This window comes from Kytococcus schroeteri (genome assembly GCF_002847825.1).
GTDB lineage: Bacteria > Actinomycetota > Actinomycetes > Actinomycetales > Dermatophilaceae > Kytococcus > Kytococcus schroeteri.
In genome coordinates this window covers 1-22,087 of sequence record NZ_PKIZ01000005.1, presented here as the reverse complement: position 1 = coordinate 22,087, position 22,087 = coordinate 1, and the positions used below count along the sequence as shown (strand labels likewise).

The 22,087-nt window shown below is 73.7% G+C and carries 22 protein-coding genes; 16 read left to right on the top strand and 6 right to left on the bottom strand.

Going from position 1 to position 22,087, the window contains the following annotated elements; translation table 11 throughout:
- Positions 1–164: 164 nt before the first annotated feature.
- The 12 genes from CYJ76_RS03580 (at position 165) to CYJ76_RS03525 (ending at position 11,847) form a co-directional block, all read left to right on the top strand.
- Positions 165–263 carry a 30S ribosomal protein bS22 gene (locus tag CYJ76_RS03580; RefSeq protein WP_005504750.1) on the top strand — a complete coding sequence of 33 codons (99 nt, stop codon included), beginning with the start codon at positions 165–167 and terminating at the stop codon, positions 261–263.
- A gap of 236 nt (positions 264–499) precedes the next feature.
- Positions 500–1,870: a glutamyl-tRNA reductase gene (locus CYJ76_RS03575; protein ID WP_101849261.1), complete on the top strand. Its 1,371-nt coding sequence runs from the start codon at positions 500–502 to the stop codon at positions 1,868–1,870.
- Positions 1,867–2,925: a hydroxymethylbilane synthase gene (hemC, locus tag CYJ76_RS03570; protein ID WP_101849260.1), complete on the top strand. Its 1,059-nt coding sequence runs from the start codon at positions 1,867–1,869 to the stop codon at positions 2,923–2,925. Before CYJ76_RS03575 ends, hemC begins: the two co-directional genes overlap by 4 nt.
- Positions 2,922–4,598: a bifunctional uroporphyrinogen-III C-methyltransferase/uroporphyrinogen-III synthase gene (locus CYJ76_RS03565; RefSeq protein ID WP_070704452.1), complete on the top strand. Its 1,677-nt coding sequence runs from the start codon at positions 2,922–2,924 to the stop codon at positions 4,596–4,598. The genes hemC and CYJ76_RS03565 overlap by 4 nt, the downstream gene beginning before the upstream one ends.
- 20 nt (positions 4,599–4,618) lie before the next feature.
- On the top strand, positions 4,619–5,599 hold the full coding sequence (hemB, locus tag CYJ76_RS03560; protein WP_101849322.1) for a porphobilinogen synthase: 981 nt from the start codon (positions 4,619–4,621) through the stop codon (positions 5,597–5,599).
- Between the two features lie 94 nt (positions 5,600–5,693).
- Positions 5,694–7,010, top strand: a complete 1,317-nt coding sequence (gene hemL, locus CYJ76_RS03555; protein ID WP_101849321.1) for a glutamate-1-semialdehyde 2,1-aminomutase — start codon at positions 5,694–5,696, stop codon at positions 7,008–7,010.
- Positions 7,007–7,699, top strand: coding sequence for a histidine phosphatase family protein (locus tag CYJ76_RS03550; RefSeq protein ID WP_070704449.1), 693 nt, complete (start codon positions 7,007–7,009; stop codon positions 7,697–7,699). The genes hemL and CYJ76_RS03550 overlap by 4 nt, the downstream gene beginning before the upstream one ends.
- Positions 7,696–8,328 (top strand): TlpA family protein disulfide reductase, encoded by a 633-nt coding sequence (locus tag CYJ76_RS03545; RefSeq protein ID WP_101849259.1) that lies wholly within the window; start codon positions 7,696–7,698, stop codon positions 8,326–8,328. The genes CYJ76_RS03550 and CYJ76_RS03545 overlap by 4 nt, the downstream gene beginning before the upstream one ends.
- The gene (locus tag CYJ76_RS03540; RefSeq protein WP_180802196.1) at positions 8,329–9,084 is read left to right on the top strand and encodes a cytochrome c biogenesis CcdA family protein; all 756 of its coding nucleotides are present in this window, start codon (positions 8,329–8,331) and stop codon (positions 9,082–9,084) included.
- Positions 9,084–10,637: a cytochrome c biogenesis protein ResB gene (gene resB, locus CYJ76_RS03535; protein WP_101849258.1), complete on the top strand. Its 1,554-nt coding sequence runs from the start codon at positions 9,084–9,086 to the stop codon at positions 10,635–10,637. The genes CYJ76_RS03540 and resB overlap by 1 nt, the downstream gene beginning before the upstream one ends.
- The gene (ccsB, locus tag CYJ76_RS03530; protein WP_180802195.1) at positions 10,637–11,521 is read left to right on the top strand and encodes a c-type cytochrome biogenesis protein CcsB; all 885 of its coding nucleotides are present in this window, start codon (positions 10,637–10,639) and stop codon (positions 11,519–11,521) included. The genes resB and ccsB overlap by 1 nt, the downstream gene beginning before the upstream one ends.
- Before the next feature lie 2 nt (positions 11,522–11,523).
- Positions 11,524–11,847, top strand: coding sequence for a DUF4229 domain-containing protein (locus tag CYJ76_RS03525; RefSeq protein ID WP_168168432.1), 324 nt, complete (start codon positions 11,524–11,526; stop codon positions 11,845–11,847).
- A 3-nt stretch (positions 11,848–11,850) separates the two neighbouring features.
- Here CYJ76_RS03525 and CYJ76_RS03520 read toward each other — a convergent pair whose 3' ends face one another.
- The 3 genes from CYJ76_RS03520 to CYJ76_RS03510 form a co-directional block, all read right to left on the bottom strand.
- Positions 11,851–12,744 carry a hypothetical protein gene (locus CYJ76_RS03520; protein ID WP_101849257.1) on the bottom strand — a complete coding sequence of 298 codons (894 nt, stop codon included), beginning with the start codon at positions 12,742–12,744 and terminating at the stop codon, positions 11,851–11,853.
- A gap of 143 nt (positions 12,745–12,887) precedes the next feature.
- A complete protein-coding gene (locus CYJ76_RS03515; RefSeq protein ID WP_141494302.1) occupies positions 12,888–13,415 on the bottom strand; it encodes a hypothetical protein in 528 nt (175 codons plus the stop codon).
- Positions 13,416–13,556: 141 nt separating this feature from the next.
- Complete coding sequence (locus tag CYJ76_RS03510) at positions 13,557–14,456, bottom strand: 1,4-dihydroxy-2-naphthoate polyprenyltransferase (protein ID WP_101849256.1); 900 nt, start codon at positions 14,454–14,456, stop codon at positions 13,557–13,559.
- A gap of 62 nt (positions 14,457–14,518) precedes the next feature.
- On the opposite strand from CYJ76_RS03510, the gene CYJ76_RS03505 reads away from it, so the two are divergent.
- The 3 genes from CYJ76_RS03505 (at position 14,519) to CYJ76_RS03495 (ending at position 17,646) form a co-directional block, all read left to right on the top strand.
- Entirely contained in the window at positions 14,519–14,932 is a 414-nt protein-coding gene (locus CYJ76_RS03505; protein WP_331250392.1) for a lactococcin 972 family bacteriocin, read from the top strand.
- A 74-nt stretch (positions 14,933–15,006) separates the two neighbouring features.
- Complete coding sequence (locus CYJ76_RS03500; RefSeq protein ID WP_101849255.1) at positions 15,007–16,974, top strand: hypothetical protein; 1,968 nt, start codon at positions 15,007–15,009, stop codon at positions 16,972–16,974.
- Between the two features lie 3 nt (positions 16,975–16,977).
- Positions 16,978–17,646 carry an ATP-binding cassette domain-containing protein gene (locus CYJ76_RS03495; protein ID WP_202816693.1) on the top strand — a complete coding sequence of 223 codons (669 nt, stop codon included), beginning with the start codon at positions 16,978–16,980 and terminating at the stop codon, positions 17,644–17,646.
- 2 nt (positions 17,647–17,648) lie between these two features.
- On the opposite strand, the gene CYJ76_RS03490 is transcribed toward CYJ76_RS03495, so the two are convergent.
- From CYJ76_RS03490 to CYJ76_RS03480, 3 genes are read right to left on the bottom strand one after another with little or no spacing between them, the layout of a single operon-like run.
- Positions 17,649–18,833, bottom strand: a complete 1,185-nt coding sequence (locus CYJ76_RS03490) for an AMP-binding enzyme (RefSeq protein ID WP_202820448.1) — start codon at positions 18,831–18,833, stop codon at positions 17,649–17,651.
- 7 nt (positions 18,834–18,840) lie between these two features.
- Entirely contained in the window at positions 18,841–19,845 is a 1,005-nt protein-coding gene (locus CYJ76_RS03485) for a 1,4-dihydroxy-2-naphthoyl-CoA synthase (protein WP_101849254.1), read from the bottom strand.
- A gap of 16 nt (positions 19,846–19,861) precedes the next feature.
- Entirely contained in the window at positions 19,862–20,059 is a 198-nt protein-coding gene (locus tag CYJ76_RS03480) for a hypothetical protein (protein WP_144043027.1), read from the bottom strand.
- Between the two features lie 149 nt (positions 20,060–20,208).
- Between CYJ76_RS03480 and CYJ76_RS12765 the strand changes: the two genes are divergently transcribed.
- The gene (locus CYJ76_RS12765) at positions 20,209–22,086 is read left to right on the top strand and encodes an HNH endonuclease signature motif containing protein (RefSeq protein ID WP_238138137.1); all 1,878 of its coding nucleotides are present in this window, start codon (positions 20,209–20,211) and stop codon (positions 22,084–22,086) included.
- Position 22,087 lies beyond the last annotated feature (1 nt).

Genomic DNA, 22,087 nt, shown 5'->3' with positions numbered 1-22,087 from the left:
GCGGGGTGTATCGTTGGCCATCACCGTCTTCGGGTCCCCGTGCCCGCGTCGTCGGCCGGCCCTCCTGGCAGGGCGCCGCGGACGTGGCGCAGGACCCATCAGAACTGTTGAGGCCTCCATCCCGTGTGAGGGGCCGCGGTAACACCCCGAGAAGGATGTGAAGCATGGGTTCCGTCATCAAGAAGCGTCGCAAGCGCATGAGCAAGAAGAAGCACCGCAAGCTGCTGCGCAAGACGCGTCACCAGCGTCGCAACAAGAAGTGACTCCCAGCGCCCCCCGGCCACGGCCGGGGGGCGCGGTGTTGTGCCCGGCCGGGAGTGAGGGGGAGTGCCCTGCGGGTGCGCGGATTTCGTGAAGTACGACGCTGCAGCGTAGACTCGGGGGCGCTGTTCCCTCCGACGGGCGCATCTGGTATAGCGCCCCCTCCACGCCGCCCGATCCCTGCCGTGTGGTGCCCGACATCGGCGGGAGCACGCGGAGAGGAGCCCGTGATTCCCCGGTGAGTCTGCTGGTCGTCGGTGCGTCGCACCGCAGTGCGTCCATGGACCTGTTGGAGCGAGTGGCCCTGGGGGACGACGCGGCCGGGGAGCTCGCCGCGGCGGTCCAGACCGGCGCCGACGTGGCCGAGGTGCTGACCGTCTCCACCTGCAACCGGCTCGAGGTCTACGTGGAGGCCACCGCCTTCCACGGCGCCGTGCACCACATCGGGCAGTCGCTGGCGACGACCACCGGGGTGGAGGTCGCCGAGCTGGCCCCCTCCCTCTACGTGCACTACGAGGACCGCGCGGTGGGGCACGCCTTCTCCGTGGCCGCCGGCCTGGACTCGATGGCGGTGGGCGAGGGGCAGATCCTTGGCCAGTTCCGCACCGCCCTGCGCCGCGCGCGCCGTTCTGGCCGCGCCGGCACGCACCTGGGCTCGCTCTTCGACCACGCCCTGCGTGTGGGGCGCCGCGCGCACGCCGAGACCGAGATCGACGCCGTGAGCCGCTCGCTGGTGCAGCGCGGGCTGGAACGCGCCGAGCAGCTGCTGGGCCCCCTGGCCGGACGCACCGTGGTGGTCGTGGGCGCGGGGGCCATGAGCTCGCTGGCCGCCATGACCGTGGCCCGCCGGGTGCGCACCGACCTGCACGTGGTGAACCGCACCCGCGCCACCGCCGACCGCCTCGCTGAGGCGACCGAGGGCACGGCCCACGACTGGGACGAGCTCGCCGCGGTGCTCGCCGGCGCCGACGTGGTCATCACCTGCACCGGGGCCACCGGTGCGGTCATCACCCGCGACCTCGTGGCCGGCCTGCCGCAGCGCGAGCGCGTGCTGGTGGATCTGGCCCTGCCGCGCGACGTGGAGCCGGAGGTGGCCGACCTGCCCGGTCAGCACGTCGTGGGCCTGGGTGGCCTCGGTGGCGAGGAGGCGGACGCCGGCAACGACGGCGCGGAGGCCGAGGTGCGTGCCGTGCGCGAGCTGGTGGAGGCCGAGGTGGCCGCCTTCGAGGTGGCTCGCCGCCAGCTGGAGGTGGCCCCGACCGTGACCGCCCTGCGCCGGTCCGCGCGGGCCGTGGTGGAGTCCGAGATGGCCCGCCTGGACCGCCGCCTGCCCGACCTGGGGGAGGCCGAGCGCGAGGAGGTGAGCCGGTCGGTGCACCGCATCGTGGAGAAGCTGCTGCACACCCCGAGCGTGCGCGTGAAGCAGCTGGCCGGTGACCCCCGCGGTGACTTCGCCGGGGCGCTGCGCGAGCTCTTCGACCTGGACCCGCACGAGACGCAGGCCGTCAGCGCCCCGCCCACCAGCGGGCCGACGCCGCTCGTGCCCGAGTCCGCCCTGGACGGCCTGACGCTGGGCGCCCTCCTCGAGCAGCCGGGGACCTCCCGGTGACCGCCGCGACGGAGGCCCGCCGCCCCCTGCGCCTGGGCACCCGGCGCAGCGACCTCGCCACCACCCAGTCCGGGCACGTGGCCGACGCGCTGCGGGCCCTGGGGCACGAGGTGGAGCTGGTGCTCGTGACCACCGAGGGTGACGTGAACCGTGCGCCGCTGAGCCGCATCGGGGGAACGGGCGTGTTCGTGAGCGCCCTGCGCGACGCCCTGCTGGCCGGGGAGATCGACCTGGCCGTGCACTCCCTCAAGGACCTGCCGGTGGCCCAGCCCGAGGGGCTCGTCATCGCCGCCGTGCCCGAGCGCGAGGACCCGCGCGACGCCCTGGTGGCGCGCGACGGCCTCACCCTGGACATGCTGCCGGCCGGGGCCCGTGTGGGCACCGGCTCGCCGCGCCGCGAGGCCCAGCTGCGGGTGGCCCGTCCGGACCTGGAGGTGGTGGACCTGCGGGGCAACGTGCCGCGCCGCCTGGCCACCGTCACCGAGGGCGAGCTCGACGCGGTGGTGCTGGCCGGGGCCGGCCTGCGCCGTCTGGGCCTCACCGACCGGGTCACGCAGTGGCTCGGCCCCGACGTGATGGTGCCCGCCCCCGGGCAGGGTGCGCTCGCCGTGGAGTGCCGCAGCGACGACCCGGCGACGACCGAGGTCCTGCGTGCGCTCGACCACGCGCCCACCCGCACCGCGACCGCCGCCGAGCGCGCCGTGCTCGGCACCCTCGAGGCCGGCTGCTCCGCGCCCGTGGGGGCCCTGGCCCGCGCCGTGGACGACGCGGCCGGCGAGGTGGTCGAGCTCGTGGCCTTCGCCGGGGAGCGCGACGGCTCGTGGTCGGTCCGCGAGGCCGGCTGCACCCGCGAGGCCCCTGACCTGTCTGCACCGCCCTCCCCGTCCTCGCCCACGGACCCGGCCACCGGCGGCCGGTCCCCCCAGCACAGCACCGCCGACGACCTGGGCCGCCGGGTGGCCCTGGCGCTGCGCGATGCGGGAGCCGACCGGCTCCCCGGCATCGGCGACGCACCGGCACCCGCCGACCCGACGTCCCTGAAGGAGAACTCGTGAGCACCGCCCCGAGCACCCAGCCCTCGCCCCAGCGGGCAGGGCTCCCCGCGCCCGCTGCCCGCATCGTCTTCGTCGGAGCCGGCCCCGGGGACCCCGGCCTCATGACCGTGCGCGCCACCCGCGTGCTCGGCATGGCCGACGTCGTGGTGGCCGACGAGGGCCACCTCGAGGACGACTTCGTGGAGTGGATGCGCCCCGGGGCCACCTTCATGACGGTGCCGGCCGCGCAGGCCGAGCTCACCGCGGCCTCCCGGGCCAAGGAGCTGGTCTCCACCGCCAAGGACGCGGTCAAGCAGGCCGCCGAGCGCCGTGCCGAGGCCGGCGGAGGCCGCGAGGGCCAGGTGGTGCTGGCCCGCGTGGTGGACGGCGACCCGTCGATCTTCTCCTCGCTGGGCGTGGAGGCCGCCGCGGCCCGCAAGGCCGGGCTGGAGATCGAGGTCGTGCCGGGCGTCTCCGCCCTGCAGGCCGTGCCGACCTACGCCGGGGTGCCCATCGCCACCGGCACCAACCGCGTGGTGCACGCCATCGGCCCCGGCGGCCGCGTGAACCCCGCCGTGGTGGAGGACGACTCGACCACCTTGGTGCTCATCGGCAGCGCCGACGAGGTGGTGGAGCACGCCCGTGCCCTGGTGAAGGGCGGCCGCGCGGCCAACACCCCCATCGCGCTGACCGTGGGCGGCACCACCGCCCAGCAGGCCACGAGCATCAGCACCCTGGCGGACGTCGCCGAGGGCGCCGAGGAGGTGGAGGGCGACGAGGTGGTGGCCACCGTGGGCGCTTGCGTGGGCGACCGCGACACCCTCTCGTGGTTCGAGACCCGCCCGCTGTTCGCCTGGCGCGTGCTGGTGCCCCGCACCAAGGATCAGGCCGAGCCGATGGTGCGCGCCCTCTCCGAGCGCGGCGCCACCGCCCACGTGGTGCCCACCATCAGCGTGGAGCCGCCGCGCTCCCCGCACCAGATGGACAAGGCCATCCGCGGCCTGGTGACCGGCACCTACGAGTGGATCGGCTTCACCTCGGTGAACGCGGTGAAGGCCGTGCGCGAGAAGTTCGCCGGCCTGGGCCTGGACGCCCGCGACTTCGCCGGGCTGAAGATCGCCGCCGTCGGCGGCAAGACCGCCGACGCGCTGCGCGCCTGGGGAATCGAGCCCGACCTCGTGCCCAGCGGGGAGCAGTCCGCCCGTGGCCTGCTCGAGGACTGGCCGCCGTACGACGACGTGCTCGACCCGATCAACCGCGTCTTCCTGCCCCGTGCCGACATCGCTACCGAGGTGCTCGTGAGCGGCCTGCAGGAGCGCGGCTGGGAGGTCGACGACATCGTGGCCTACCGCACCGTGCGCGCCACGCCGCCGCCGGCGCCGGTGCGTGCCGCCATCAAGAACGGCACCTACGACGCCGCGGTGTTCACCAGCAGCTCCACGGTGCGCAACCTCGTGGGCATCGCCGGCAAGCCGTCGCCGAGCACCGTGATCGTCTGCATCGGCCCGGCCACGGCGGAGACCGCCACCGAGCTGGGGCTGCGCGTGGACGCGGTGGCCGAGGAGGCCAGCGGTGAGGCCGTCATCGACGCCCTCACCGCGTTCGCCCGCGGCCGGGTGGAGGAGGCGCTCGCCGCCGGCCGTCCTGTGACCCGTCCCTCGCAGGAGGTCACCAAGCGTCGGAGGAGCCGGTGAGCCCCGCGCCGGAGCGCCCCGTGCTGGGCCCGCACCGTCGCCCGCGTCGCCTGCGCACCACTCCGGCCATGCGGCGGATGGTGTCCGAGACGCGCCTGGCGCCGCAGGACCTCGTGCTGCCCGCCTTCGTGCACGAGGGTGACGCCCCGCGCGACATCTCCTCGATGCCGGGCGTGCAGCAGCACACCGTGGAGGGCTTGGTGGAGCTGGCCGTGCAGGCCCGCGACGCCGGGGTGAGCGGCATCATGCTGTTCGGCGTGCCGTCCACCAAGGACGCCGTCGGCAGCGGTGCCACCGACCCCGAGGGCATCCTCAACCGGGCCACGCGGGCGGTGCGCGACGCCGTGGGCGACGAGCTGCTGGTGATGACCGACCTCTGCCTGGACGAGTTCACCGACCACGGCCACTGCGGCGTGCTCGACGCCGCCGGCCGGGTGGACAACGACGCCACCCTGCAGCGCTACGCCGAGATGGCCGTGGCGCAGGCCCGCGCCGGCGCCCACGTGGTGGCCCCCAGCGGCATGATGGACGGCCAGGTGGTGGTCATCCGCGAGGCGCTCGACGAGGCCGGCTTCGCCGACGTGGTGGTCATGGCCTACACGGCCAAGTACGCCTCGGCCTTCTACGGCCCCTTCCGCGAGGCCGTGGACTCCTCCCTGCAGGGCGACCGCCGCACCTACCAGCAGGACCCGGCCAACACCCGCGAGAGCCTGGTGGAGCTGGCCCTGGACGAGGCCGAGGGTGCCGACATGGTGATGGTGAAGCCCGCCCTGGCCTACCTGGACGTGGTGGCGGCGCTGCGTGCGCACACCGACCTGCCCGTGGTGGCCTACCAGGTGAGCGGCGAGTACTCGATGCTGGAGGCCGCCGCGGCCAACGGCTGGATCGACCGCCGTGCCGCCGTGCTGGAGTCGCTCCTGGGCATCCGCCGTGCGGGGGCCGACGTGGTGCTCACCTACCACGCACTGGAGGCCGCCGCCTGGCTCCGCGAGGGCCGCTGACGCAGCGTCCCGGGGCCCGCGGCCCGCTGGTCGCGGGCCCCGTGCGCCCCGTCCTTGCAGCGAACACTCAGGAAGGATTGAGACGGTCGTGTCCATGCCCACCCCTGTGTCCCCCGGTACCCCCGTGTCCCAGAGCGTCGCCTGGATGGAGCGCGGCCGCGCCGTGATCCCCGGGGGTGTGAACTCCCCGGTCCGCGCGTTCGGGGCGGTGGGCGGTGACCCCCGCTTCATCACCTCGGCCCGGGGCGCCCTGCTCACCGACGCCGACGGCACCGAGTACGTCGACCTCGTGGGCTCCTGGGGCCCGATGATCCTGGGCCACACCCACCCCGAGGTGCTCGAGGCCGTGACCGCGGCCGCCGCGCGCGGCTTCAGCTTCGGCACGCCCAACCCGCACGAGGTGGAGCTGGCCGAGGAGATCGTGCGCCGCATCGAGCCGGTGGAGGCCGTGCGCCTGGTGAACTCCGGCACCGAGGCCACCATGAGCGCGCTGCGCCTGGCCCGGGGGTTCACCGGCCGCGAGAAGGTCGTGAAGTTCGCCGGCAACTACCACGGCCACGTGGACGCCCTGCTGGCACAGGCGGGTTCGGGTGTGGTCACCTTCGCGCTGCCTGACTCCGCCGGGGTGCCCGCCTCGTCGGCCGGGCAGACGCTGGTGCTGCCGTACAACGACGTGACCGCCCTGGAGCAGGCCTTCGCCGAGCACGGCCCGGAGGTGGCCGCCGTCATCGTGGAGGCCGCCGCCGGCAACATGGGCGTGGTGCCGCCGACCCCGGAGTTCGAGCAGGCGATGCGCCGCCTCACCCGCGAGCACGGTGCGCTGCTGGTCTCCGACGAGGTGATGACCGGCTTCCGTGCCAGCCCCACCGGCTGGCTGGGCCTCTCGCAGATGGGTGAGGCACCCGACCTGTTCACCTTCGGCAAGGTGGTGGGCGGCGGCTTCCCGGTGGCCGCTTTCGGTGGCCGTGCGGACGTCATGGCGCGCCTGGCCCCGGCCGGCCCGGTGTACCAGGCCGGCACCCTCAGCGGGAACCCGGTGGCCGCCACCGCCGGCCTGACCACGCTGCGGCTGTGCACCGACGAGGTGTACGCCGCGGTGGACCACGCCCGCGAGGTGCTCACCGCCGCGGTCACCGAGGCGTTCACCCGTGAGGGCATCCCGCACCGCATCGGCCGCGCGGGCACCATGTTCAGCGTCTTCTTCACCGACGACGAGGTGACCGACTTCTCCAGCGCCCAGCAGCAGGACACCGCGCTGCACGCCGCGTTCTTCCACGCGATGCTGCGCCACGGCGTGCACCTGCCGCCGAGCGCCTTCGAGGCCTGGTTCGCCTCGGCCGCGCACACCGACGACGTGCTCGACCGCATCGTCACCGCCGTCGACGCCTCGGCCCGCGAGGTGCGCGCATGAGTGCGCCCACGACCGTGCACCCCACCGAGCCGCCGCGCCACGACGGGCGGGCCGACCGCACGCTGGTGCACGTGGTGCGCCACGGCGAGGTGTTCAACCCCGAGAAGGTGCTCTACGGGCGCCTGCCCGGCTACCACCTGAGCGACCGCGGCCACGCGATGGCGCGCATGGTGGCCGAGTCCCTGCGCGGGCACGACGTCACCCACCTGGTGGCCTCCCCGCTGGAGCGTGCCCAGGAGACCGCCGCCCCGGTGGCCGAGCTGACGGGGCTGGAGGTGCACACCGACGTGCGCGTCATCGAGTCCGAGAACCAGTTCGAGGGGCGCCGCGTGGGGTCCTCGAAGGGCGCCCTGCGCGACCCGCGCTCGTGGCCGGTGCTGTGGAACCCGCTGCGTCCGTCGTGGGGTGAGCCCTACCGGGTGATCGCCGCCCGCATGGACGCCGCGGTGCGCGACGCCGCCCGGGCCGCCCGCGGCCACGAGGCCGTGGTCGTGAGCCACCAGCTGCCGGTCTGGATGCTGCGCAGCCACCTGGAGGGGCGCGCCCTGCCGCACGACCCGCGCAGGCGCGAGTGCTCCCTGGCGAGCGTCACCACCATCGACCTCACCGGTGACGAGGTGTACGCCGTGCACTACAGCGAGCCCGCCGCCTCGCTGCTGCCCGGTGCCTCCCCGGTGCCCGGGGCATGAGCGCGCCGCGCCCGACGCGGGCCGGCCTGTGGACCCCCTCGCGTCGCCTCGTGCTCTCCGGAGGCCTCACCGGCCTCGGGGCGATGGCCCTGTCGGCCTGCGGCGGGGACGAGGGCAACACCGTCTCCGGCCGCGCCCGGGGCGAGGGCGACTCCAACTACATCTCCGGCGACGGCACGGTGGAGGAGCTGGATGCCGGCGAGCGGCGCCAGCCGGTGACGCTCGTCGGGAAGACGCTGGAGGGCAAGGACTTCCGACTCGAGGACGCCGACGAGAAGGTGGTGCTGCTCAACACCTGGGGCTCCTGGTGCCCGCCGTGCATCAAGGAGATGCCGGTGCTGCAGGACTTCTGGCAGGAGTACGAGGAGAGGGACGTGCTGCTGCTGGGCCTGGTGCAGCGGGACTCCGCCGAGACGGCGAAGGCCTTCGTGGCCTCCCGCAAGGTGACCTATCCCAACCTCGCCGACGACGGCGGGGCCACCCTCCGCGGGCTGCAGGGCGCCGCCTCGGCCACCCCCACCACGCTGGTGCTCGACGCGCAGCGCCGCATCGCCGCGCGCGTCTCGGGGCCGGTGGAGGCCTCCACGCTGCGCTCGCTGGTGGACCGCGTGCTGGGCGAGGACGGCTGAATGGGCCTGCAGGACACCATCGCCTCGGGCTTCCTGCCGTGGGCCATGGCGCTGGCCTTCGCCGGCGGCGTGGTGAGCTTCGCCTCCCCGTGCGTGCTGCCCCTGGTGCCGGGCTTCCTCGGCTACGTGACCGGGCTGGGCGGCGTGCAGGCCCAGGACCGGTCCGTGGGGCGCCCCCGCCTGGTGTTGGCCAGCCTGCTCTTCGTGCTCGGCTTCACCGTGGTCTTCCTCGGCCTGTCGGTGGTGGTCTCCGGGGTGAGCATCGCCCTGGCCGACGACCGCGGGCTGCTGCTGCGCGCCGGTGGGCTGGTGGTGCTGGCCATGGGTGCGGTCATGACCTTCGGGCTCGGCGGCCGTGAGTGGAAGGTGCGCTGGCGGCCTGCCGCCGGTCTGGCCGGGGCCCCGCTGCTGGGCGCCGCGTTCGGGCTGGGCTTCTCGGCCTGCATCGGGCCGGTCCTGGGGGCCATCCTCACCCTGAGCAGCTCGCTGAGCGGCTCCGGTGACGCCATCGCCCGCGGTGGCGTGCTCGCCGCGGCCTACAGCCTCGGCCTGGGCCTGCCCTTCGTGCTGCTGGCCGCCGGCATCTCCCGCGCGGCCACCGCCCTGGGCTGGATGCGCGACCACCACGGCGTCATCAGCGCCGCCGGGGGCGTGGTGCTCATGGTGCTCGGCCTACTCATGCTGGCCGGCGTGTGGGACCGGGTCATGGTCTGGTTCCAGACCGAGTGGATCTCCTCGTTCAGGCCGGTGATCTGATGGTGGGCACCCTGCGTTGGGCGTGGGCCCAGCTGACCAGCATGCGCACCGCGCTGCTGCTCCTGCTGCTGCTGGCCGTGGCCGCCGTGCCCGGCTCCATCTGGCCGCAGCGCTCCGTGGACTCCGCCGCGGTGGACCGCTACCAGCAGGACCACCCCGAGCTCTCGCGCGTGCTCGACGCGCTGCAGATGTTCGACGTCTACTCCAGCCCGTGGTTCGCGGCCATCTACCTGCTGCTGTTCACCTCGCTGGTGGGCTGCATCATCCCCCGCACCAAGGTGTACCTGGACGGCTGGCGGCAGCAGCCCCCGGCCGTGCCGCGGCGCACCACCCGCATGCCCGGCCACCGTGTGGTGGACCTGCCGGGTGCGGACGTGGAGTCGACCGCTGCCGAGGTGGCCGCGCTCGGTCGCTCGCGCCGCTACCGGGTGCGCGAGGAGACGCGCGCCGAGGGGGTGCGCGAGGTCTCCATGGAGACCGGCATGCTCCGCGAGCTGGGCAACCTCGTCTTCCACATCAGCCTCGTGGGCGTGCTCGTGAGCGTGGCCCTGGGCTACCTCTTCGGCTGGCGTGCCGAGGTGCTCGTGGTGGAGGGCGAGGAGTTCACCTCGAGCAACGGCCGGTACGACACCCTGAGCGCCGGGCCGTGGGTGGACACCCGCGACCTGCCGGACTTCCGCCTGGCCGTCGACGAGGTCGACGTCGACTTCGAGACGGACCCGGACGCCGGCAAGGGCCAGTTCGGCGCGCCCCGCCGCTTCGAGGTGGACGCCCGCTTCGACGACGGTGACGGTGAGCGCGCGCAGAAGTTCACCGTGAACGCCCCGCTCTCGGTGGGCGGCGCCCGCATCTACCTGCTGGGCAACGGCTACGCGCCGGAGGTGAGCGTCCGCGACGCGAAGGGCACCCTGCTCTACCGCGAGGCCTCCCCGATGCTGGTGCAGGACAACCAGTACACCTCCAGCGGTGCGTTCAAGGTGTCCGCGGGCGCGGAGGGTGAGCAGCTGGGCCTGGCCGGGCTGTTCCTGCCCACCCAGGCCATCACCGGCGACCGCGGCCCCCACTCGACCTTCCCCGGCCTGGCCGACCCGGCCCTGGTGATGACCGCCTGGCAGGGCGAGCTCTTCCCCGGCGGCCGCCCGCAGTCGGTCTTCACCCTGAACACCGACCGCATGAAGCAGGTGCAGGGCAAGGACGGCACCCCGGTGCGCATCTTCCTGCGCCCCGGCGAGGAGTACGAACTGCCCGGCGGCCGCGGCACCGTGACCTTCGAGGGCGTCCGCCGTTTCGCCGGCCTCACCGTGCGCCACGACCCGGGCCAGGTGCCCGCGCTCGTCTCGGCGCTCACCGGCCTGGTGGGCCTGGTGATGACCCTGACCATCCGCCGCCGCCGCTACTTCGTCCGCATCGTGCCGGGCGAGGGCGGGGCGCGCGTGGAGATGGCCGGCCTGGCCAAGGGCCACGATCCCACGGTGGCCGAGGGCGTGGACGCCCTCCACACGCAGCTGACGCAGCGCCTCGGGACCGCCCGGGCGCAGGACGAGGAGAACTGATGACCGTGCAGGGAGCGCCGATCGCGCTGCTGGCCTCGGTGGACGAGCCGATGGCCCGCACCTCCGACGTGCTCTCGGTGGTGACCATGGCCGTGCTGGCCCTCTCGATGCTGGCCTACACCGGCTACCTCGCGATGGCCGACGGCCGCCGCATGGGCACCGCCGGGCAGGTGCTGGCGCTGCTGGGCACCGGCACGCTGCTGGCCACCATCGCCACCCGTGGGCTCTCGGTGCACCGCGCGCCGCTGGGCAACATGTACGAGTTCGCGCTGGCCGCCGCCGCCTTCGCGATGGTGGGCTTCACCCTGTGGTCGCTGCGCCGCGACACCCGCTGGCTGGGCCTGTTCGTGGTGGGTCCGGTGCTGCTCATCCTCGGTGCGGCCACCACCGCCTGGTGGACCGAGGCCTCCCAGCTCATGCCCTCGCTGCAGAGCGCCTGGCTGGTCATCCACGTCACCGTGGCCACGCTCTCCATCGGTGTGTTCGTCATCGGCTTCGCGCTGGCGGTGCTCTTCCTGCTGCAGCGGCGTCGGGAGGAGCGCGGCAGCGGCCCGGCCTTCCTCGAGCGCGTGCCCTCGGCCGACCGGCTGGACAAGCTCACCTACTCGGCCCACGTCATCGGCTTCCCGCTGTGGACCTTCACGCTCGTGGCCGGCGCCATCTGGGCCGAGCGCGCGTGGGGCCGCTACTGGGGTTGGGACCCCAAGGAGGTGTGGACCTTCGTCATCTGGGTGGTCTACGCCGCCTACCTGCACTCGCGCGCCACCGCTGGGTGGACGCGCCACTCGGCCTGGCTGGCCATCGCCGGCTTCGCCTGCATCATCATCAACTACGCCGTCGTCAACGTGTACTTCGTCGGCTTCCACTCGTACTCGGGGATGTGACCGTGCTGCGCTACACGCTCCTGCGGATCCTGGTGTTCCTGTTCTTCGCCGCCGGGTTCTTCCTGGTGGTCGAGCTGACCGGGGTGGACCTCGGCAGCACCGGCCCGTTCTGGGTGGTGGTCGCCGCCGCCCTGGCCTCGATGGTGGCCTCGTGGTTCTTCCTCAAGGCGCCCCGGCAGGACTTCTCCGCGCAGATCGACGACGCCATCGCGCGTCGTGAGGCGAAGCGCTCCCGCACCCAGCCGGTGAGCGACGAGGACGTGGAGGACCAGGTGACCGGCGCCCCCGCCGCCCGGCGTGCGGGTGGCGAGGACGACTTCGTCTGAGCCTCAGCGCTCCACGCGGGTGACGGCCACCTCGTACCGGCCGACCCCCGAGGTGGGGGCGACCTGCAGGAAGGTGAAGCGCCGCGGGGCCTCCACGACGGCACGCCGCTTCGTGCCGTCGCAGACGAACCGCTGGGGTGCACCGAGGGGCGAGCCGCCCCGGCCCTGGGCGCGGAGCGCGAGGGTCCCGTCTCCGTCGCACCGCACGGTGACATGCATCCGCCGCCCCGGGGCGACCTCGGCGACGAACGCGTCCCCGCCGCCCTCGCCGGAGACGGAGGCCAGCGCGTCGGGCTCCAGGGCGGGCGGGGCGACGACGCGGTACAGGCGGTAGGCGGCCCGGGCGCCGGGGTCGACCGTCACCCGCACCGAGGACCCGGGGTCCACGACGTGGGTGGCACGGCTGCCGCGCGCCGGGGAGCTGCACTCCAGGTGCGTGGGGTCCCCGAGCCCGTCGTCGATGGTGACGCGCCCCGTCCCGCCGCAGGCGACGGCCACGTAGACGCCCTCGCCCCGGGGCACCTTCACCCCGACGGTCCTCACGGTGGTGGTCCGCCCGGCGGGCAGGGTGGTGGCCGGGCGGAGCTCCTCCTCCTCGGGGCCGGCCTGCCCCAGCAGGGGGGTGGTGCTGGGCGAACCCTGCGGGGTCGGCTCGGTGGGGGCGGTGCCGTTGCCGTCGTCCCCGCTGCCGTCGTCGGCGGTGGCGACGTGGGTGGTGGGGCTCGGGCTGGCGTCGTCTCCGGAGCCGCTGGGGCCGGTGGAGGGCTCTGTGCTGATGCTGCCCGTGCTGCTGGTGGTCGAGCCGTCGGCCTCGGGCGAGCCGTCCCCGCCGGTGCAGGCACTGAGCCCCATCGCGAGGCAGAGCAGGGTGGCGGTGGTGGTGAGGCTGCGGCGCACGGTGTTCCCCTCGGCGGACGGTTCGGACTCCCAGACGGGAGTGGCCCGATCCTCGCGCCCCGACGTGCGTCGGTGGGCGGGACCGGGCCACTCGTGACCGGATCGTGATGCGGTGTCAGCGCACGGGTCTCATTGTGCGGGCCTCACTGCATCGTGCTGAGCACGGCGATCTCGTAGTGCCCCATGGTCGGGGTGAGGGCGCGGAAGGAGCTGAACGGCTTCTCGGCCGTCAGCGTCAGGTCGTGGCGCTCGCCGTCGCAGGCGACCTCCACCTCGGGGCCCACCGGGGTGCCCTGCCCGCCCCGGGTGGGGGCCAGCGTCATCGAGCCGCCGCCGTCGCAGCGGACGGCCAGCTCGGCCTGCGTGGAGCCCTCCTTCACCAGGTAGGCGACGGGGGAGCCGTTGCGGCCGGCGTGCTTCTTCTCGGCCTTCTCGCCGGGCTCCAGGAGGTCATCGCCGCCGGACGGGTCGCCGCCGGACGGGTCGCTCGGGCTGGTGGAGCCGGACGGGTCCTCGCTGGGCGCGGGCGAGTCGTCCGGGGCGGACCCCGACGGGGTGCCCACCGAGCTGGTGGGGCTGTCGGACCCTCCCGACCCGCCCTCATCGGTCCCGCACGCGGACAGGGCGAGGCCCAGTCCCAGCAGGGTGGTGAGTGTCAGTGCACGGCGCATGGCGTCCCCTTCGGGGTGGCGGACGGGCACCGGGCGGTACCCGTTCTGCCTGATGATGCGCCGCCCGACGCGGCGTGTGAACCCCACCACGGGTGGGAGTCGACCACGGGGCCGGGCGCAGCCGCGTGGGGCGTCAGCCGGTCAGCGGCCAGCCCACCACAGGCCCAGGCCCCACAGCAGGCCCAGCACCAGCTGCATGCGCCCGGTCTGGCCGAGCACACCGATGAGGGCCCGGCCGCGGGCGCGCTGCAGCACGGCACGCACCGGGGGTACGGCCAGCGGCAGCGCGAGCAGGGCCACGACGGCGGGAGTGTGCTGCAACCCGGAGGCCAGCACCATGAGGAAGGCCAGGCCGATGAGGCCTGCGTACAGCCTCCGCGTGCGACGGGCACCGAGCCGGACCGCGAGCGTCACCTTGCCCACGGCGGCGTCGCCCTCGATGTCGCGGAGGTTGTTGGTCAGGTTGAGGGTGGCCGCCACGGCGCCGGTGCCGACGGCTCCGGCGAGCCCGGCCCAGGACGTGGTGCCGGCCTGCGTGAGCTGCGTGCCCAGGACGGCCACGAGGCCGAAGAAGACGAAGACGGCCACCTCGCCCAGGCCGCGGTATCCGTAGGGGTTCTTGCCGCCGGTGTAGTTCCACGCCGCCCACACGGCCGCCGCGCCGACGAGCAGCATCCACCAGTGGCCCGAGAGCACGCTCAGGGCGATGCCGGCCAGCCCGGCCAGGGCGAACGCGCTGAACGCCGCGGCCTTGACCTGCTGCGGCGGCGCGAGGCGCTGGCCCACCAGGCGCACCGGGCCGATGCGCTCCTCGTCGGTGCCGCGGATGCCGTCGGAGTAGTCGTTGGCGTAGTTGACGCCCACCTGCAGGGCCAGGGCCACCACGAGGGCCAACAGCGCGAAGCCCCAGTGGCCGGCGTCCTCGTGGCCGTGGGTGCCGCGTAGGGCGAACGCCGCGCCGGTGCCGACGGCCACGGGGGCCACCGCTGCCGGGAGCGTGCGGGGGCGGGCGCCCTCGATCCACTGGGCGAGCGTGGCCATGGTCGAGGGGTCCTCCTGGCTTGAATGGTCAAGGGTCGGCATGGATTCGGTCACGATGTGGTGTGATCTGTCGTCGCCTCTTGCGGACAGCGTTGGGGGGGGGGTCTCATGGCGGTGTTGGTCTTCCTGACCAACAGTCGATCACACATGAAGGAGTGCATCATGCGTATGCGTCGCTCCGTCGCGGGGTCGCACTGACTACCGTTGTCACGGCCACCTGTGCCACCGCTGCCTTCGCAGCTGTCGAGACGACCCACCCGGCGGGCGGAACGTGGCGGCATGGTACGACCGGAGCCTTTGGTGGTGGCACCGTCGTGTCGGAGTACCACCATGGTTCCCGCGCCCACGGTTCCTCCGTGCGCAACTGCGACGGCGAGGAGAACCGGTCGGGCACCAAGAGCAAGGGCGTGTGGGCGAACTCGTCCATCCGTGCCTGCCAGCTGGCCGTCGACCACGCCTACTACAGCGTGGTCTGAGTCCGGGTTCGTGACGCGTTGTGGGGCCCGGAGGGATCCGGGCCCCACAACCGTGGCAGTGGGAAGGATGCGGAGTGCGCAGTACGCACCTGTTGAGGCTGACGATCACCATCAACCTGCTCTTGGCTGCGATCATCGCCTGGCTCGGAGCTTCAGCTCAGGCGGAGACCTTCCCCAACAGGGCTGACGCCAGCCTCGTCGTGTCGGGGATCCCGGACCGTAAGGGGCTCGCCGCCCAGATGGGGGCCGGCGCAGCGGAGCACGGTGTGGGACTGGCCCGGGTCACGGTGGGCGCTGCAGGAGAGACGACGATGCAGGCTCCGCCCTCGGCGCCCCCCGTCGAGAACGGGCCTGCAGAGCCGGTGGGGATCCCTGGAGCGCGGGCAGAACCGTGGTCGGACTCCACCAGCCTGCGAGGTCGGTGGGCCGTATGGGGTGAACCGGCGCAGCTGCGTGCCTTCTATGCCGACCTGCACCACATGGGGGTCGACGTGTCGGTCAGGGAGCGAGCGGACACGGGTCCCCGTGACCTCGCTGCGTCACAGGCGGACTTGATGGCAGCACTGTGGGTGCTGGGGGCGGCGGTGTTGGCGGCTGCTGCTCTGACTGCCGCGGAGGCCACACGGCGGGTCGCCGTGATGGAGGCGTGCGGGCAGTCCCGGAGGACTGCCTGGTGGGGGCTGCTGGGTCTTGTCGTGGCATGGATGGTGGGCGTGCTCGTGGTCATGCTCGTGGCCGTGGCGTTGAACCCGTCCACGCGCGCGGTCCTGGGCTCCTCGGTGCGCGGTTCTGTTCTGGGCCTGCTCGCTTGGGCCGCCCTCGGAGTACTTGCAGCCGCTGTGGTGGGGCTGGCAGCGGGTTTCCAGTGGGAGGCCCCGCTCATGGAGCGTCTGCGGGGTCGCCGACCCTTCTTGGTGATCGGACTGGCCGCCTCACTCGCAGCCACGGCTGCCATGGGGCTCCTGCCCGTGGCGGGCGTGCGGGCTCTCCAGACGGGCATGGAACAGCAGCGTCTCAGCGAAGAGCTCGGGGTCTGGGACCGCATGCCCCAACTTGCGTCGCCGAGTCAGTACGGAGCACCGGACAACGAGTCGCCGGAGGTCGGACACCGATTTCGGACGGCGTTCACGACCTTGGACAAGACGACCCCGATCTTCCTCAACGCGGCGCCGAAGCCCTGTGACTTCGCGGACGGTGGTCAGGGGTGTCTCATCGTGAACAAGGAGTACCTGCGGCGTCTCCAGCCTGAGGTGACCCTGGACGGGGACGGGCCCTGGCTCGTCGCTCCCTCCGGAGGTGATGTTGGTGCCGTCAAGGGCTCGGTGGCGGAGTGGATGGCGTTTCAGGGAGAACTCTCCTGCGGCGAACGTCAGCGGGCGAAGGGCTGCGTGGAGGTTCCGTCGGTGCAGATTGTGCACGCGCCTGCTGGGGTCGACGGGTGGCCGGTCCTCCGCCAAGGAAACGCGGTGCGCTCGTCTGGTGACGACGAAGCAACTGATCCGTGGGTGCTGGTCGTCGACGATGGCGCGGACTGGCTCTCCGGAAACTTCCTGTCCGCGGCCATGAGCCGGTCGGAGCTCATGTTCGTGGGCGAGCCGCGGAAGGTCGAGGCGGCGCTGGCTGCCTCGCCCGTGGCGGACCGGGTCTCTCCGGCCGTCGATCCGCAGCAGACCGTCGAGGAGACCCGGGTGGAGCTGGGGCGTGAGCGGCATCGAGCCGTGGTCTCGATGGTCGTGCTCGCCGCCATCGAGATCACTTCCCTGGTGGTGGCGGTCCAGGTTCTGACCCGCGCCCGTCGCCGCCGCTTGTTCGTGGGGTTCGTGACGGGGCGCCACCCGGTGCGTCGGCACGTGCCAGTGGCTGCGGTTGCGGCGGTCATGACGCTCATCGGAACGGTCGTGGCCCTGTCTCGCGGTGTCCTCGAGGGACCCGCTGGGGCGTGGCTGCTCGCCGGTCAGTGTCTCGTCGTGGCGCTCGTCGTGGCCGTGACAGCGACGATCGTCGAGCGGGGCCTCAACACCACAGTCCTGAAGGAAGGGTGAATCATGCAGGACGAGTTCGTGCTGGTGGCCGAGAGGCTGTCCATGAGTGTGCCCGGCCGGGTGCTCTGGAAGGGGGTGGACCTCACGGTTGCCCCGGGCGAGCGTCTCGCCCTGGTGGGACCCAGCGGCTGCGGCAAGACCACGCTGCTGAACTGCCTCGCCGGCCTGGAGTCCCCCGGCGGAGGAAGCGTTCGTCTGGAGGGAACGGACCTCACGAGCGCGAGCGGGCGCACCATGCGGCGTCTGCGCCGTGACGTCCTGGGAGTCCTCTTCCAGGACCACGGGCTGGTGCCTACGCAGACCATCGGGCAGAATCTGGACTATGGCTTCTCCGGGCGCACTGTCCGCCGCGCGGACCGGCCGGCCATGCGTGCCCAGGTGCTCGACCGTGTGGGTGTGAGTCACTCCCCGCAGACCAAGACACTGACCCTGAGTGGTGGCGAACAGCAGCGGGTCGCTCTGGCGCGGCTGCTGCTGCAGAATCCCCGCGTGGTGTTCGCCGACGAGCCCACGGCGTCACTCGACGACGGCAACGTCCAGGTCGTCCAGAGGGTCTTCGACGAGATGGCCTCCCGGGGTACGGCCATCGTGATGGCGACGCACGACGACCGCATGATGCGTTGGGCGGATTCGATGTTCGACCTCTCGGCGGCTGTGGGCCGCGCAGCCTGACCTCATGCCGCCTCGTCGGGCTCGGCGGCCAGGGTGCGCAGGGCCGCCCGGTCGTACTTGCCGGGGCCGGTGAGCGGCATCGTGTCCACCCAGCGCACGGCACGGGGGAGAGCCTCGGGGGCCAGCTCGGTGCGCAGGGCGTCGCGGAGGGCGGCGAGCGAGGGGGCGCTGCCGGCATCGCCCTCTCCGTGGCGCGGTACGGCCACCACGGTCACCCGCTGCCCCCACACCGGGTCCGGGGTGCCCACCACGGCGCACTCGGCCACCTGCGGCAGGCGCGCCACCGCATCGGCCACCACGTGCGGCGACACCTTGAGCCCCCCGGTGGCGATGAGGTCGTCCGCCCGCCCGATGAGGCGCAGGCGGCCGTCGGCCAGCTCGCCCAGGTCGTCGGTCACCAGGGTGCGGCGGGGCGTGTCGTCGGCGGCGGGTGCGTCCTCCTCGATGCGGGCGCCGGCGCCCCCGGCGTGCGCACGCTCGGTGACGAGCTCCCCGTCCACCAGCCAGCCGCGCGTCACCCACGGGGCCGTGAGTGTCACGCGCCCCTCGGCGGTGGTGCCCACCTCCACGCCGTCCAGCGGCCGGCCGTCGTAGACGCACCCGCCGCAGGTCTCGGTGGAGCCGTAGGTGCGCACCACGGGCAGGCCGGCGCTCGCGGCAGCCTCGGCGGCGGCCGAGGGGAGGGCCGCCCCGCCCACGAGCACGGCGTCGACCGCGGCGGCCACGCGCCCGGCCAGGGTGGGGTCGGCCACCAGGCGCACCACCTGGGTGGGCACGAGGGAGAGGTAGGTGCGGGTGGCCGGGGCGTCGGCCCGGGCGGCCTCGAGGTCGGCGGCCAGGCGGCCGGGGTCGAAGGACGTGTCGTCGCCGCCGGTGGTCACCAGCGGCTCGGTCCCGGCCACGGCTGCGCGCACCAGCACCTGCACGCCGGCGATGTGGCCGGGCGGCAGCGCGAGCACCCACCGCCCCGGGCCTCCGAGGCGGGCGTGCGTGGCCGTGGCGCTGGCGCGCAGGTCGGTGCCACGGAGGAGGGCGCGGGCCGGGGAGCCGGTGGAGCCCGACGTGCCCAGCGCGAGGTCGGCGCGCCCGGCGAGGACGCCCGCCAGGGCTGCGCGCACGGCATCGACGCCGGCCCCGGCATCGATGGTGGTGGGGGTGCCCGGCGAGGGGGAGGGACGAAAGGTCACCGGCGGCTCAGTAGTACCAGGGGTGCGCCGACCAGTCCGGGTCGCGCTTCTCCAGGAAGGCCTCCTTGCCCTCCACCGCCTCGTCGGTCATGTACGCCAGGCGCGTGGCCTCCCCGGCGAAGACCTGCTGGCCCATGAGGCCGTCGTCGGCCAGGTTGAAGGCGAACTTCAGCATGCGCTGCGCCGTGGGCGACTTGCCCAGCACGTCGCGGGCCATGGCGATGCCCTCGCGCTCCAGCTCGGCGTGCTCGGCCACCAGGTTCACCGCGCCCATGCGGTGCATCTGCTCGGCGTCGTAGGTGCGGCCCAGGAAGAAGATCTCGCGGGCGAACTTCTGCCCCACCTGCTGGGCCAGGTAGGCCGAGCCGTACCCGGCGTCGAAGGAGCCCACGTCGGCATCGGTCTGCTTGAAGCGCGCGTGCTGGCGGGAGGCGATGGTGAGGTCGCACACCACGTGCAGGGAGTGCCCGCCGCCGGCCGCCCAGCCGCCCACCAGGCAGATGACCACCTTGGGCATGGTGCGGATGAGGCGCTGCACCTCGAGGATGTGCAGGCGACCGCCCTCGGCGCGCACGCGGGCGGTGTCCACGCTGGAGGCGTCGGCGGCGGCGACGTCGCTGTCGTGGGAGGTGGCGTACTGGTAGCCGGAGCGGCCACGGATGCGCTGGTCGCCGCCGGAGCAGAAGGCCCAGCCGCCGTCCTTGGGTGAGGGGCCGTTGCCGGTGAGCAGCACCACGCCCACGTCCGGGGAGCGGCGCGCGTGGTCCAGGGCGCGGTAGAGCTCGTCCACCGTGTGGGGGCGGAAGGCGTTGCGCACCTCCGGGCGGTCGAACGCGATGCGGACCACGCCGAGGGTGCTCGAGCCGTCACCCGTGCCGTCGGGGCCGCCGCGGCCCACCGCGGGCAGCGTGCTGCGGTGGTAGTTGATGTCGGTGAGCTCCTCGAAGCCGGGGACGGTGGCCCACGCGGTGGGGTCGAAGGGGCTCTCGGGCTGCTCGGTGCTCTGGGTCACGGGTCGATCGTAGGCGTCAGTACTCGTCGCGGCCGGGGTGGGCGAGCCACGCGGCGAAGGGGGCGTGCTCGGCATCGTGCGGGGTGCGGGTGAGGCGCAGCATCGAGGGGGAGTCGGCGCACACGTCGCGGCGGATGGCGGCGTCGTCGAAGCCGGCGTCGGCGGCGTCCCGGGCGGGGGGCGGCGCGGATGGCGTCCACCTCGGGGTGGGCATGGGGCCGGTGTGGTGGGTGTCCACAGGTGGGGTGGGTCGCGGTCGGGTAGGTGTCGTTTCGTCCACATGTTCGATGATGGGGGTTGCGGGGCGGGTGTGGTGCTGCCATGATTGGAACATGTGAACGACCCGGTGGGTGGGTGTGTTCGATGTCGTGGTGTGCATCCGGGCAGGGGGTGGTGGTCGTGCGGCGGGAGTCCGATGGCCCGGTCGGTGGCGGTGGGGTGGTGCCCACCGCGGTGGGCGCGTTGGGTGCGGCGGTGGCCGCCCTGGAGGCGATGCGGGCCGCGGAGGTGGCCTTCCTCGACGCGGTCGGCCGGGTCCACGCCGAGGTCACCCGGGCGTGCGGGCAGGTCACCGATGGCGGGTTGGGAGCCCGGTGGCGTCGGGTGGACGTGGACGCCACGGTGGCTGACGAGCTGGTGTGTGCCACCGGTGAGTCGGGCCTGTTCGTGCGCGCGGTGGTCGACCTGGTCACCAGCGACCCCGCCCGGCTGGACTGCGGCAGGTCAGCGGTCATCCAGGGCCGGGCGTCGTTGCGCAGGGTGCTGGACTGGCACGCCGCCACCGACCACCTGCCCCAGGACGTGGCCGTCACGATCGGCCAGGAGGTGTTGACCCGGGGGTCGGACGGGTCCCCGCGCAGCGGGTCGTCGTTCCGACGGTTGCTGGGCCGCAGGGTGCGGCAGGCCGAGACCGCTGACCGGGCCGCGGCCCGTGCCAGGCGGACCACGGCGATCGCAGGCCGGGGCAGCTGGGCCCGGGCCGGTCAGGACGGGACCGGGTCGCTCACGGTGGTCGGTGAGGCCACCCGGGTGGCCGGTGCCTGGTCCCGGTTGGACAACGCGGCCCGCCGCGCGAAGGCCGCCGGCGACGCCCGTACCCTGGGCCAGCTCCGCTCGGACCTGCACCTGGACCTGCTGTTGGTCGGCCAGCTCCCCGACCACCCCAACACCGGCGCCCCGGCATACAACCCCACGCCCGCCACGGGCGCACCGGGGTCCGCGGGGTCCGACCCGGCCACGGACACCCCGACCACCGGTGGCGCGGCTGTGAGCGCGGGTGGTGCGACTGCGGGTGCGGCTGGGGGTGCGGGGAGTGGGCGGGCACCCCACGAGGACCCCGACCCGGCCGACTGGACTGTCGAGACTCCCCACACCACACCCGCCGGATCGGACCGGGCCGGGAACCTGGCTGCGCGGGACGCTGCACCAGAGGAGGGCACGGCCCCTCGCGGGGACACCCCGGTGCCGGGTCCCACGGCACCGGTGCCGCCGGTGTGCACCTCCTGCGGGACGGTCGCCGAGGACTACTTCCCGATCCCGCGGATCGGTGACCCGGTCCTGCCCCCGGCCCGGTGCACCGTCGTGGTCGGCCTGGACGTCCTGCTCGAGAACACGCCCAAGACCGACACTGACACCGACAGCAGCAGCACGGGCCCGAGCGGTACCGGTCAAGGACTCCCACCCACGCACCACGAGGGGCAGACCCCGCCGGGTGCCGCACCACCCGACGGGCCCGGTGACGCCGTCCCGACACCGGGGCCGACGGCGGACGCTGGCACCCCATCGCGTGGGGGTGGTGGGTTGTTGGGCGCACCCCTGGGGTGGATGCCCGGGTTCGGGTACCTCGATGCTGAACACGTCCGGGCCGTCGCGGTCCGAGAGGGATCGGTCTGGCAACGCCTGGTCGCCGACCCCACCACCGGCCACGCCGTGACCGTCTCACCCCACACCTACCGGCCCACCGCCTCGGTCGCCCGCTTCGTCCGCGCCCGCGACGGCATCGCCCGCGACCCCGGCACCGGGGAGATCCCCGCAGACCGGTGCGAACTGGACCACCTGGTCCCCTTCGACCACGGCGGCCCCACCACCCCGGACAACCTGCAGTCCCTCTCCCGCAAGGGCCACACCCGCAAGACAAAACGACAGTGGACCGCCCAAGCCCACCCCGACGGCACCATCCACTGGACCAGCCTCCTGGGCCAGAGGTACACCACCACACCCCACGACTACCGCAACCCCTGAG

Bases quoted from the DNA above. Each gene is read 5' to 3' on its own strand.
- CYJ76_RS03580 (WP_005504750.1), top strand. From the start codon at position 165: ATGGGTTCCGTCATCAAGAAGCGTCGCAAGCGCATGAGCAAGAAGAAG.
- hemL (WP_101849321.1), top strand. From the start codon at position 5,694: ATGCCCACCCCTGTGTCCCCCGGTACCCCCGTGTCCCAGAGCGTCGCC.
- CYJ76_RS03550 (WP_070704449.1), top strand. From the start codon at position 7,007: ATGAGTGCGCCCACGACCGTGCACCCCACCGAGCCGCCGCGCCACGAC.
- CYJ76_RS03545 (WP_101849259.1), top strand. From the start codon at position 7,696: ATGAGCGCGCCGCGCCCGACGCGGGCCGGCCTGTGGACCCCCTCGCGT.
- CYJ76_RS03540 (WP_180802196.1), top strand. From the start codon at position 8,329: ATGGGCCTGCAGGACACCATCGCCTCGGGCTTCCTGCCGTGGGCCATG.
- resB (WP_101849258.1), top strand. From the start codon at position 9,084: ATGGTGGGCACCCTGCGTTGGGCGTGGGCCCAGCTGACCAGCATGCGC.
- ccsB (WP_180802195.1), top strand. From the start codon at position 10,637: ATGACCGTGCAGGGAGCGCCGATCGCGCTGCTGGCCTCGGTGGACGAG.
- CYJ76_RS03515 (WP_141494302.1), bottom strand. From the start codon at position 13,415: ATGCGCCGTGCACTGACACTCACCACCCTGCTGGGACTGGGCCTCGCC.
- CYJ76_RS03510 (WP_101849256.1), bottom strand. From the start codon at position 14,456: ATGGCCACGCTCGCCCAGTGGATCGAGGGCGCCCGCCCCCGCACGCTC.
- CYJ76_RS03495 (WP_202816693.1), top strand. From the start codon at position 16,978: ATGCAGGACGAGTTCGTGCTGGTGGCCGAGAGGCTGTCCATGAGTGTG.
- CYJ76_RS03480 (WP_144043027.1), bottom strand. From the start codon at position 20,059: ATGCCCACCCCGAGGTGGACGCCATCCGCGCCGCCCCCCGCCCGGGAC.
- CYJ76_RS12765 (WP_238138137.1), top strand. From the start codon at position 20,209: ATGTCGTGGTGTGCATCCGGGCAGGGGGTGGTGGTCGTGCGGCGGGAG.